General features: G+C 41.9%; 12 protein-coding genes. All 12 read right to left on the minus strand.

Annotation, left to right across the window (positions count from 1 at the left end; all coding sequences use genetic code 11):
- Nucleotides 1–70: 70 nt before the first annotated feature.
- The 12 genes from ACZW67_RS02255 to ACZW67_RS02310 all read right to left on the minus strand — a co-directional run bounded on the left by ACZW67_RS02255 (nt 71) and on the right by ACZW67_RS02310 (nt 12,852).
- Nucleotides 71–907, minus strand: coding sequence for a histidine phosphatase family protein (locus ACZW67_RS02255; RefSeq protein ID WP_465181995.1), 837 nt, complete (start codon nt 905–907; stop codon nt 71–73).
- Between the two features lie 164 nt (nt 908–1,071).
- Nucleotides 1,072–1,869, minus strand: a complete 798-nt coding sequence (locus ACZW67_RS02260; RefSeq protein ID WP_465181996.1) for a metallophosphoesterase — start codon at nt 1,867–1,869, stop codon at nt 1,072–1,074.
- Nucleotides 1,870–1,995: 126 nt separating this feature from the next.
- The gene (gene pyrF, locus ACZW67_RS02265) at nt 1,996–2,694 is read right to left on the minus strand and encodes an orotidine-5'-phosphate decarboxylase (protein ID WP_465181997.1); all 699 of its coding nucleotides are present in this window, start codon (nt 2,692–2,694) and stop codon (nt 1,996–1,998) included.
- Nucleotides 2,695–2,767: 73 nt separating this feature from the next.
- Nucleotides 2,768–3,175, minus strand: coding sequence for a lipopolysaccharide assembly protein LapA domain-containing protein (locus tag ACZW67_RS02270; protein WP_465181998.1), 408 nt, complete (start codon nt 3,173–3,175; stop codon nt 2,768–2,770).
- A 117-nt stretch (nt 3,176–3,292) separates the two neighbouring features.
- Nucleotides 3,293–3,598, minus strand: coding sequence for an integration host factor subunit beta (locus ACZW67_RS02275; RefSeq protein ID WP_110922400.1), 306 nt, complete (start codon nt 3,596–3,598; stop codon nt 3,293–3,295).
- Nucleotides 3,599–3,949: 351 nt separating this feature from the next.
- Nucleotides 3,950–5,638 (minus strand): 30S ribosomal protein S1, encoded by a 1,689-nt coding sequence (gene rpsA, locus ACZW67_RS02280; RefSeq protein WP_110922399.1) that lies wholly within the window; start codon nt 5,636–5,638, stop codon nt 3,950–3,952.
- A gap of 300 nt (nt 5,639–5,938) precedes the next feature.
- Nucleotides 5,939–6,706, minus strand: a complete 768-nt coding sequence (gene cmk / locus ACZW67_RS02285; protein WP_465181999.1) for a (d)CMP kinase — start codon at nt 6,704–6,706, stop codon at nt 5,939–5,941.
- Nucleotides 6,707–6,826: 120 nt separating this feature from the next.
- Complete coding sequence (gene tadA, locus ACZW67_RS02290; protein ID WP_465182000.1) at nt 6,827–7,393, minus strand: tRNA adenosine(34) deaminase TadA; 567 nt, start codon at nt 7,391–7,393, stop codon at nt 6,827–6,829.
- Nucleotides 7,394–8,131, minus strand: a complete 738-nt coding sequence (locus ACZW67_RS02295) for a uracil-DNA glycosylase (protein ID WP_465182001.1) — start codon at nt 8,129–8,131, stop codon at nt 7,394–7,396.
- A gap of 177 nt (nt 8,132–8,308) precedes the next feature.
- On the minus strand, nt 8,309–10,873 hold the full coding sequence (clpA, locus tag ACZW67_RS02300; protein ID WP_465182002.1) for an ATP-dependent Clp protease ATP-binding subunit ClpA: 2,565 nt from the start codon (nt 10,871–10,873) through the stop codon (nt 8,309–8,311).
- A 514-nt stretch (nt 10,874–11,387) separates the two neighbouring features.
- The gene (locus ACZW67_RS02305; RefSeq protein WP_197218433.1) at nt 11,388–11,795 is read right to left on the minus strand and encodes an ATP-dependent Clp protease adaptor ClpS; all 408 of its coding nucleotides are present in this window, start codon (nt 11,793–11,795) and stop codon (nt 11,388–11,390) included.
- A 223-nt stretch (nt 11,796–12,018) separates the two neighbouring features.
- A complete protein-coding gene (locus ACZW67_RS02310; RefSeq protein ID WP_465182003.1) occupies nt 12,019–12,852 on the minus strand; it encodes a hypothetical protein in 834 nt (277 codons plus the stop codon).
- Nucleotides 12,853–12,933 lie beyond the last annotated feature (81 nt).

Consider the following 12,933-nt stretch of genomic DNA (forward strand, 5'->3'; position numbering starts at 1 on the left):
CGACCGCAGATTGTACATATAGTACCTCTAGGGAGAGTAACACCTTAGCAGTTCGCTGACTATGCTGATATCATGTCCATTTGACTTCTGGCGGTAGCAGTAATTTGCTAGGATGATACCCTGCAGCGCGGTAGCCGTCTAACAAAGTATGAATTGGACGAATATAAACCTCACCACGCCAGACAAAATGCGCGTTGGCTTGCTCAAATGGCATATCATCAAACCACAAAAACACCCCTTCCATCATTTTTGGCCAATCGTTCCAATCAATCTCGATCACATCAAACATCACGGCTAAAAATGCAGACAGTAGCGTATCATGACTGACGGCAAGCATAAGATGCCCATGCTCAGGCTGGTGTTGATAAAATAGCGATAATATATCGAGACCACCTTGATAGGCGTTTTTGGTGCCTTCAAGATTACCTTGTAAGAATCGATTGATGAAGTTAAGTACACCTATCTCTTTGAATACTGGATTGGCTATTTCAGGTTCAGTAACGAGGCTGCCAGGCTCAACCAACAGTGATTGATGTGCAATACCTCGTCGTAGACCTGCCCCTTCTTGCATCAGCTGCGCCGTATCAATACAGCGACCTATAGGGCTTGAGATACTATCGACATTGAGGGAGTACGGCAGATGTCCTGCCAACCAACGACCCCAAGATTTTGCCAACACGCGACCTTTAGAGGTTAATGGCAACTGATAGCTGGCAAAACCATTGCCATCAGAACGCTCGCGTAGAGAGTGCCTAGTAAACAAAATCAATCGCTTGTTTTCGGGTAATAAGCTGACTGACGAGATCATACTATCAGGCAGGTGTGAGGGCGCTGGTGCGCTTGGCGTGTGACTCGCAAGCTGTTCAGCGGATAATTTTGATAAAGTGTGATTTGTATATTTACTCATGCTAACAAGCGTAGCAGATTTTCTGGTAGGAATGAACAAAATATCAGTACAATCATCGTATAGGCGCCAATGATTGTACCCAAAGCTGCTCAAAAATAGGGCTGTCACTCTTAACACTGCTATGACATTATTGCTAACAATACCTGTATCTCTACAGATGCACGCTAACCGATATCAATCACTCTATCCCATGAGAACTCTAATGCTGTACTACTTACTTCATTTGGATAAGCACGTGGATTAACAATCACCCGTGTTTTACCAATCTGATAATCAAATGCTTCATGGGTATGTCCATGTACCCAGAGTGTCGGTGCCCACTCCTCATGCATCCATCCGGAGAGGTCACTGATAAAAGCGGCGTTACTCGGCAAATTGGCATACTTCTCGGACACCGATAACGGGCTAACACTATGATGACTCATCACCACGGTTTTTTTGCCAAGTTTATTAGCAGTGATTAATGCTTGCTGTAACCATTGACGCTGCTCGGCATGAAGTTGCATTGATATCTCAGGTGAAAACAACTCGCTACCCGCATATATTTGCTTGTAATCACGCATAAAGCGACTAGCAGCTGCCATCGTATCCTCATTGGCTTGATACTGATAATCCGTCCACAACGTACAGCCTAGGATTCGCACTTCACCAATATCCATATGCTGACACTGCAAAACCCGAACGCCTTCATTCGACTCGATATTATAATTGTCCCAAGTCGCTAGTTTCTTATCGAAATGCAGTACATTTTCATTGAAGTACTCATGGTTGCCTGCGATAGTGATTAGAGGGACTTGCAAACGCGCGGCTTGCTCCTGTAACCATGGCATACCATTGTCACTATTTGCAGTATCTCCCGCTACTAGCACCACATCTGCGTCGGTTTTAGGGATGTGCCCTATCGGATGTGACTGACGTGCATAACTATCAATATGTAAGTCACTCAAAATCTGTAATTTCATATAAGCCAATATCATTGAATAAACACAAATAGTTTAGCACCTTTTACCTACCCGCAAAAAGCAAAAAAGACAGCGAGTTAGGCTGTCTTTTGATCGTTCAGGCATTACAAGTTATTAAAGCGTGACCTAAATACTTTGTAGTATCTTCTGCAATTTCGCAGCAGGGTTTTCTGCCTGTGTGATTGAACGCCCAATGACTAAGTAATCCGAACCGTCACTGAGTGCCTGTTTAGGCGTACAAATGCGTTTTTGATCATCAGCATTGTCTTCTAGCAGACGAATACCGGGAGTAATGAGTTTAAAATCTTGACCACACAATGCTTTAAGCGTTTTAGCTTCTTGTGCTGAGCACACCACACCATCAAGTCCAGCTTGCTTAGTCAATTGCGCCAGTCTACTCACGTGCGCATCCAGACCGTCAGTAATGCCCGTTTGCATCAGCGCTTCATTGTCCATAGAGGTCAATACAGTGACTGCTATCAGCAAGGTATCAAAACCATTATCTAGTAAACGCTGCTTGGCTAGTGACATTGCTTCTAGACCTGCACTTGCATGGACGTTCACCATCCATACACCCAGTTCAGCCGCTGCCAAAACTGCTTGTGCAGTAGTGTTAGGAATATCATGAAATTTCAAATCTAAAAACACATCAAAATTACGCTGATGCAGTGCTTTGACCATGTCAGGACCACAGCGAGTAAAAAGCTCTTTGCCTACTTTTAATCGACATAATGCTGGATCTAATTGATCCGCTAGCGCTAAAGAGGCTTCCATGGTCATATTATCTAGAGCAACGACGACTGGAGACTTAATTATATTATTCATGACTTAGCCATATTGGTATCGGAGTTATTAAAGAAGTATATCTAACTTAACCGCAGATTCATTGCGAGATGGTTTAGTCTCGCTTATGTTTAGTAAGAGCAGCACTTTCATCTAAATCACTAACCACTCCACCCTGTACATTAGTCGCCGTAGAGCCATAAATGGCTTCTTCTACCGTTGGCGAATTCGCTTGACGATCGATGACTATATTGGCTTGTGTGAGTTGCTCTTGTAGATTGGTTTTTGCTTTTTGCAAACGCGAAATTTCCCACTTATTTTGTAAAACACGGAAAATAAGCAGTGCTAGCAAAATACCAATAACGATACCTAGCATCAGACAAAGTATCAGTAGCAGCCCTAAATTCATCGTAGGCGCTTGCGAGAACAGTAAATTTACACCAACTTCAGTATTATTTGCCAACACCAAACCAAGCGCATAGGCAAAGCTCAGAAACAGTAATACAAACAGTAAAAAGCGCATGAGACGGTTACCTTAGTTGGAAATGCCGTTAATGTATTCAGAATAAATAAGTGATATGAGCGACTGATAAACCATTTTATGAAAAATACTTATTCAATAAATGGTTTATGACAACATTTAGCTAGTTGCAACTGTGTCATTGACCGCTTCACGTAGTGCTTTGCCTGGTTTAAAATGAGGAATAGCCTTAGCAGGTACTGGCACGCTTTCCCCTGTTTTAGGATTGCGTCCTAGACGTGCACGGCGATGGTGTAGACAAAAACTACCGAACCCACGAACCTCTACTCGGCCATCATTGGCTAAAGTATGGGTCATTAAAGTTAATATTTCGCGTACTGCATCATCGACAACTGTATCAGTCATATTGTCACAGTTCGCACTCAAATTACTAATAAATTCGGACTTGTTAATCGCTTGCTGCATTATTACGCTTGCCTTGTAAATTAATGGATAAGATGATTGTGAGTCAAAACGATATTTTAGGTTATTCAAATAACGGTATTTATTCCAATAACTGCTGCTAAATCAATACATCCTTAAAATAGTAAGGATAAAAACTCGGTCTTTAGAACGGCCTATCGCTTTGAATAAGTAGGGACTCACATCTTGTTACTCAATGTTGCAAATGATAGCGGATATTACCGTAAATGAAAATAAGAGTTTGCCTCTTTGGGCAAAAACATCACCTGTTAATAGTAATATCAAAATTTATTCATAAAAAAAAGCGACCGGAGTCGCTTCTTTTATATTACTTTATATCAATAACTTAGCAGCTTACTGCATCTGTTCTTTGATCAAGTCACCAATAGTTTTTGGTTGAGCTTCAGAACCGGCAGCGGCAGTAGTACTTGTGCTGCTTAGTTCTTTAATTGCTTGACGCTCTTCAGCTTCGTCTTTCGCTTTGATAGACAAGTTGATGTTACGTGTTTTACGATCAACACTGATGATTTTCGCTTCAACGTCATCACCAACAGTTAGATGCTTAGTGGCATCTTCAACGCGGTCACGTTGGATCTCAGAGGCACGTAGATAAGCTTCTACTTCGTCAGCAAGTTCGATAGTAGCACCTTTAGCGTCTACTTCTTTCACTTTACCATTAACGATAGCACCACGGTCATTGTTGACTAGGTATTCGTTGAATGGATCAGAGCTTAACTGCTTAACGCCTAGGCTGATGCGGTTTGCTTCTGCATCTACTGACAATACCATTGCTTCAACGGTGTCGCCTTTGTTGTAGTTACGGATAGCGTCTTCGCCAGTTTCGTTCCAAGAGATATCAGATAGATGAACAAGACCATCAATACCACCGTCTAGACCGATAAAGATACCGAAGTCAGTGATTGATTTGATAGTACCAGTGATTTTATCACCGCGCTCATGTTTCTTATCAAACTCATCCCATGGGTTAGCAAGAGTTTGTTTGATACCTAGGCTGATACGGCGACGTTCTTCGTCGATATCAAGAATCATTACTTCAACTTCATCACCCACTTGAACAACTTTAGATGGATGGATGTTTTTGTTGGTATGATCCATTTCTGATACGTGTACTAGACCTTCAATACCTTCAGAAATCTCAGCAAAACAACCATAATCAGTTAGGTTAGTTACGCGTGCTTTAACAACACTACCTACTGGATAAGTTCCGCCAACGTTATCCCAAGGATCAGTACCAAGTTGTTTTAGACCTAGGCTTACGCGATTGCGCTCACGGTCAAACTTCAATACTTTAACTTTTAGGTCTTGACCAACTTCAACAACTTCTGATGGGTGCTTAATACGGCGCCATGCCATATCAGTGATGTGCAATAGACCATCAATACCACCAAGATCAACGAATGCGCCGTAATCAGTAAGGTTCTTAACGATACCTTCGATTTCGATGCCTTCTTCAAGCTTGTTCAATAGCTCTTCGCGCTCAGCTGAATTTTCAGCTTCCATAACTGCACGACGGCTAACTACAACGTTGTTGCGTTTTTGATCAAGTTTGATAACTTTGAATTCTAGCTCTTTGCCTTCAAGATGCGTCGTATCACGGATAGGACGTACATCTACCAATGAACCTGGTAAGAATGCGCGTACTGAACCGATATCTACAGTGAAACCGCCTTTAACTTTGCTTGAAATGATACCTTTTACGATTTCATCATTGTCAGCAATTTTCTCAAGGAAGTTCCAAGTTTCAACACGCTTAGCTTTTTCACGTGATAGCAAGGTTTGACCCATGCCGTTATCAACTGCTTCAACCACGACATCAACGCTATCGCCAACTTCAACTTCAAGTTCGCCTTCTTCGCTTAAAAACTCTTCACGAGCGACAATACCTTCAGACTTCAGACCAGTGTCAACAGTGATCCAGTCGCTATCGATGGCTACAACAGTACCAGTGATAACCGAGCCACGCTCGATATCCAGACCTGTTTCTTCGATGCTCGCTTCAAATAGTTCAGCAAATGATTCCATTATGTCTACCTTTGTATAGCCGTATCCTGTCCAGCACAGTACGGATCAAATTTATGATTGCATAAAACGAGAATACTGGTTTTTTATCCCATGCAATCATATATAAAAACGTTTGTTGTTAATAAGCGCATGTTTTACTGAAATTATTAACAACAACTGTCTTACCTAAAAATTTCGTTATATATTCTATCAAATCATGTTTTCTTAGGGCCTAGTAAGCCCTATAAATTTCACTACTACAATTTTATACTAAAACCAAACCTCATAGCAAAGCTTTTAATGCTTAATATATTGTTTTTATTAACTATTAAAGAATATGCCTTTGGTCTGACAGTGTTTCTTCACTTGTTCATATACAGTATCAGCATCTAGTACTGAACTATCAAGCAGCAAAGCGTCCTCTGCAGGTTTCGACGGTGCAGTGCTACGATTTTCATCACGATCATCACGAGCTTTAATCGTTGTTAAGATTGCGTCAAAGTCTGCTGTTTGCCCAGCGTTCGATAACTGTGCCACACGGCGCTCAGCACGCGCTTCAGCACTGGCTGTCAAAAACACCTTAACATCAGCATTTGGGAATACTACCGTCCCCATATCACGGCCATCAGCAACCAAACCTGAACGAGTGGCCATATCATGTTGTAACTTTAACAACGCTTCACGAACTTTTGGAAAAATAGCTATCTGTGAGGCATAGCCTCCAACTGTTTCGTTACGTACCTGCTCACCGACTGCCTCATCATTCACGAGAATATCGACACGTCCTGACGCATTATTAGGCACAAATGCAATCTCTAGGCTTTGTGTCAACTTTAATACCGCCATCTCATCAATGGATTGACTGGTATCTGCGGTAACCAAACCAGCTTCGAAAGCTTTAAGTCCTACTATACGATATAGAGCACCCGAATCAAGCAACTGATAGTCCAATGCTTGAGCTAAGCGCCATGTAACCGTGCCTTTGCCTGCACCGCTCGGCCCATCAATACAAATAACAGGATAACGCAATGGTTGCGTTTGACTATTATCATTATGAAGCGCGGTGTTATCAGTTGTAGAAACGGTCATAATAATCACTTAATCAGAGACAATACTCATATGGCTGACAACTTCGCCATTAAATAGGGCGATATTATAGCAAAGAAACAGCCCTATCACTAGCGACAAGTCCGATATCTTGTTAACAGATTATTTTGATTTCATTTTGGCCAGTTTTCGTCGTTCGCGAAAAAAGCTTTTGAGTATTTGACTACTGTGCTCGCTACAAAGACCTCTGTTTACTTGAATACTGTGATTATAAAAAGGCTGCATCGGCAAGTTCATCTGACTGCCAACCATGCCTGCTCTTGGCTCGCTCGCCGCATAGACTAGCCTTTCTACCCGTGCGTGAATCAGCGCCCCAACACACATCGTACAAGGCTCTAAGGTAACATACAGCGTTGTCTGTAATGGCAATCGATAGTTATTTAAACGGGTACAGGCATCTCTCAATGCGATAATTTCGGCATGTGCAGTCGCATCATGGCGACCAATTGGCTCATTGAACCCCTGCCCTATGACCTGCTGATCGTGTACTAGTATCGCCCCTACTGGCACTTCTCCATGCTCAGCACCTTGTTTAGCAAGCTTAAGTGCTTCTTGCATCCACTTAACATCTTCAGTTGACCAAAATGTACTGGTCTGAATATCTTCGATAACTGGATGATGATTGAAGAGTTGAGATGGTTTCAAGCTTATATCCGGTATGTTTATCATCTATTGCGGTAACTGCCAATCAATTGGTGTTTGGCCGTACTGTACCAAATAATCATTGGTCTTAGAAAATGGTTTAGAGCCGAAAAAACCACCACGGTTAGCGGCAAGTGGTGAGGGATGCACAGCCGTCAGGATAAGATGCTTGTCTGTATTGATATATTTGCCCTTTTTCTGTGCTTTACTGCCCCATAATATAAACACTGTACGCTCTGTCTGTTCATTGACTACATCAATCACTGCATCAGTGAACTGCTCCCACCCTTGATTTTGATGACTATTTGGCTCACCCTCTTTTACAGTCAATGAGCTGTTTAATAACAATACTCCCTGCTGCGCCCAATACGTTAAGTCACCATGTGCTGATGGTTTCAGACCAATATCAGTAGCCATTTCTTTCAACAAATTATTAAGCGATGGCGGTTTTGGAATAGCTTTTGGCACAGAAAACGATAGTCCCATTGCCTGTCCTGGACGATGGTAAGGGTCCTGACCTAATATCACGACTTTGACTTGTGATAGAGGCGTTAAGTTAAAAGCATTAAACATCAACGATGCTGGTGGGTAAATGCTTTCCTCTGATTGGTACGCTTCTTTTAAAAATGCACGCAGATTATCCATATTATCAGAGGTTAGCTCATCTGCTAATGCTGTCTTCCAATCTGTTGGCAGGCGTACATTGTCTAAAATCGCCTGCTTTTGCTCTGGGGTTTTGGTCGTCTGCTCATCAAACAGTTCCATAATATGTCCTTTTTTATTTGTTATACATCATATAAATGCTGCATCAGATTGCATGAATAAGTCTTTGACATTCGAATGAATGGACTCATGCATTGGCTTTATGATGAATTATAGCAATAAAAAAACGGCTACCGTAGCAACATGGTAACCGTTCTTGTTTTATTGATAATAAAAGACTTAGCTGGCTAACGACTCAGAGTCCGGATATGGCTCATGCGTTTCAACGACGGTCAAAATAATACGACTGTCTGACGAACCTTTATCTGACGTTTTGCCATTGGTTTTTTCAATCTTAACAGACTTGTCATCTTGCTCATTACTGTCTTCAGGCTCTAGCGTTAGATGTACAACCCCACCATTGACCAAGTCACCAAACAAAATCATACTTGCCAATGGCTTTTTAATCTCGTCTTGAATCAGACGCTGCATAGGACGTGCACCCATTAGGCGATCGTAGCCTTTATCAGCTAGATAGTTACGGACGTCATCGTCAATCTCTAAAGTAACTTGCTTATCATCAAGCTGCACTTGCAACTCAACCAAGAATTTATCGACTACTGATACCACGACCGACGTATCTAGTGGGTTGAATTGGATGATGGCATCAAGACGATTGCGGAACTCTGGCGTAAAGACACGTTTGAGCGACTCTGTGTTATCACGACTGTGGTCTTGCTGAGTAAAGCCCATAGATGAGCGGCTGATACTATCAGCACCCACGTTGGTGGTCATAATTACGATAACTTGCTTGAAGATAGCAACACGACCATTGTTGTCCGTCAAAGTACCGTGATCCATCACTTGTAGTAACAAATTGAATACATCAGGATGGGCTTTTTCGATTTCATCAAGCAATAAGACACAATGCGGATGCTGATTGATTTTTTCAGTCAACAGACCACCTTGGTCATAACCGACATAGCCAGGAGGCGCACCGATTAGACGTGAGGCCGTATGTGCTTCCATATACTCTGACATATCAAAGCGAACTAATTCCACACCAAGTAGATTGGCTAGCTGACGTGATACTTCTGTTTTACCCACGCCTGTAGGACCAGCAAACATAAACGAGCCGATAGGCTTGTCTGGTGCCTTTAGGCCAGCACGAGACAGCTTAATCGCATCTGCTAACGTTTCAATCGCTTCATCTTGACCAAATACTAAATGCTTGAGATCACGATCTAGATGCTTGAGAATACTCTTATCATCGCTAGACACGGACTTGGGTGGAATGCGTGCAAGCTTAGCAACGATGGCTTCAATATCGGCAACATCGATTTTCATCGGTGGTCTTTTTTTCGCAGCTTTTGAATCTTTAGATGATTGAACGCGATCGTTGACTTTAGCAGTATCTGCTTCATCCTGCATTTCATTACTGTCAATCTCGCTGTGAGTCACACCGTCCAAATCTTCTTCATCAGCATCAATCTGAGCATCAAAGTCTTGCTCTAAATCAGCAATGAAGCTTTCTTCTGCATCGATATCATCCGCATCTGGAATCACGCCCAAACGCTTATAAGCACCCGCTTCATCAATCACGTCAATGGCTTTGTCTGGTAAAAAGCGCTCGTGAATATGTTTAGCAGATAACTGAACAGCGGTAACCAATGCTTCATCTGTATATTCGACGTTATGAAATTCTTCATAACGAGGCTTTAGACCGCGTAAGATATCGATACTGTCATCAACGCTTGGTTCTTTTACATCGATTTTTTGGAAACGACGTGATAACGCATGATCCTTCTCAAATACCTGACGATACTCGGTAAAGGTTGTAGAACCTATACAGCGTAATTCACCATTAGCAAGTGCCGGTTTGATCAAGTTTGACACATCCATATTGCTACTCATTGATGACCCTGCGCCAATAATCATATGAATCTCATCAATGAATAAAATCGCATTGGGTTTATTCTTTAATGCGTCAAGCAACGACTTCATACGTTTTTCAAAATCACCGCGGTATTTTGTGCCAGCGATTAATGAACCAATATCTAGGCTATAAATAACGCAACCATTCAATGGTTTTGGGGCTTTGTCATTGATAATTAACCATGCTAAGCCTTCAGCGATAGACGTTTTACCAACACCAGGCTCACCGACTAATAATGGGTTGTTTTTACGGCGACGGCATAGTACTTGCGCAGCACGCTCAATTTCAGAGGCACGTCCGATCAATGGATCCGTTTTACCTTCAGCAGCACGTTGGTTTAAATTGGTCGCAAACTCCACCAATGGATCTTTGCTGGTTTTCTCTGAGGCATTACGGCGCTCACCAGTCATCGAAGCACGCGGCTCAGAGGGTTCTTCTTTATCTTGACCATGTGATAAATACTGAGTCAGCTCAAGGCGGCTGATACCTTGCTTTTTAAGCAGGTAAACAGCATAGGTATCATGCTCAGAGAACATAGATACTAAAATATCCGAGCCTTCTACCAAACGGCCACCACCAATAGACTGCACATGAAAAATAGCACGTTGCAAAATACGATCAAAGCTTTGGGTAGGCTGCGGTGATTGCTCTGTATCTGCATCTATCGTTGGCGTATGCTTATTGATGTAAGCTTCCAACTCAGTACGCAGCGTTGAGACATTTGCATTGCAAGCAGTCAATGTATTGGCGGCGTGCGTATTTTCTAGCAATGCCAGTAGTAGGTGTTCAACAGTTAGATACTCATGCGATTTTTGACGCGCAAGTGTCATTGCTAAACGCAAAGAAACTTCAAGATGACGACTTAACATAACAACTTCCTACGGTTATACCTATCTTTATAATTGATAGCTTTATGAATGAGTTAGTAAGTAAATCAGGGCGATAGATGGATTGTTCAAGGGTAATATCTGTATTATTAAAATATCTTACTAAATGACACTGTCTAGGGATTGTATAAATAACAGTACTATCTATCATCAACTAACTATTACCAACCCAGAGTGTTGATAACTCATACTTGCTGTTCTTTATATCAACACGATACTCAATCAGAGTCAATCTATTAAAAACGACTAAAGTGTATCAAAGCGTGCTATACACTAACGGTGTTAGAAATAATAAAGGATAAAAGCTTAGAGAATTAAACAGATAAAAGAGAGAATGGACGAGGCAACAAAGAATTTGAAGGGTTTTTATATAAACAGTGAAGTGAAAAAAATTCTATGTAAGATAACTATCTAGCTCACTGTGGCAAGTGAGCTATTTATCAAAGGTAAGAACATATAAACGAAACATTGAAATCAGCATAATAGAGGGATTCAGTTATTCGCCTTGGTGCGGCTCTATTTGAGTCAGTAGTGGATATCCTTCACGATGCGCCAAACTATTTACTTTTTTGGCCTTAGTCTCCGCAATGTCTTTTGGATAAATACCCGCAATGCCTTTGCTCGCATTGTGAATCGTCAACATAATCTCAACGGCAGATTCCATACTGTGACGAAACTCTGATTGCAGAATATAGACGACGAATTCCATCGGTGTATAGTTGTCATTGTACATAACGACTGCATACATCGGTGGCTTAGCCACTTCCGGCTCTGCCACTAATACGTCTGCTTGTGGTGACGTTTCGCCGTCCGTATCCCCATCTTGCGCACGGTCAGCAGGCATGTTTGGGAGATGCCAATCAGAGACGATTGGCGTAGTCTGTAATATTGCTTGATTTATCATAATTAGAGTACAAATTAATAGGTATATTTTTTACGGAATAAGGGATACTGAAGAGAGGTAATCGCTAGTTTAATACAATTAGATTTAACACTTTCAAATATAGTATCAGGCTCGCTTAGTCTACTGTTTGTAGTACTGTCACTCGCCTCCCTCGTATCTAAGTTACCCTGAACCGACGATAGTAGATATGATATAAGTATCGAGTATGCATACATTGCAAATACTAAGGCTTAATGGGGCTGTCATCGACTTCTGGCAAGTCTATAAGTGATAGCGGCATATTGTCAACTCGAGCACCGAGCTTCCAATCATAAAGCTGCTCTACTTTCTGCCCGTTTGCACTCAAACTAAGTTTCGCTTGTAACGGTTTAAAACTGGATGGCATGATAAAGCGGCCGCGAATACGGACGATACCTTCAATCGTATCAACTGAACGTTCTATAGGCACTTCTACAAAGTCATCATCATTAAGCAATGTCAATTTTAGCGTCAAGCGTTTTGATAATCCATCACTTGCAAGCATTCCAATATCAAACATATACTCAAAAGCGTTTTCCGGTAATGGTTTGATATGAGCACCCAGCACCTGTAATGGCATCCCGCCCTTGCTACTAACAATATCAGCATATAGCTCGTTGAGCTGTGAGAGCTGTCTGTTTTCGACCGTTAATTCTTGCTTACTTTCACGCAGCTCTTTCACATTGGCTAAGCTTATCGCCAGCTCTTGCTTGGCAGTAGCAGCTTTCTTAATCGCTATTTTATGACTAAGACGCGTGTCTTCCAGCTCTTTGACTGCCTCACCACTATTGATTAATACTTGCTGGGTTTCCGTCTCTATAGAATGGTAGCCACGCTGATAACCAAGCTTATGACCAAATATCAGTCCAACCATAGCTGTCACCAGTATGACAACCACAAATAGCGACAGTACTAGCGTAGAGGCTCCTTGCTGCTCGCTGCCTATAGCTCTCACTAAGCTGTAACGATGGCGAGTGACATCTGTACACGATGAACGTGCCGACTGTGAGCAAAAGCGTAACATAAACTTAACACGCATTTAGGCGGTATCTCTCAACAATAAGTACGTTTTATTATAGCGGAATTTATAAGCAATACCTAGCAACATAAATACCAATGG

This window comes from Psychrobacter sp. TPE 89C, from assembly GCF_055522395.1.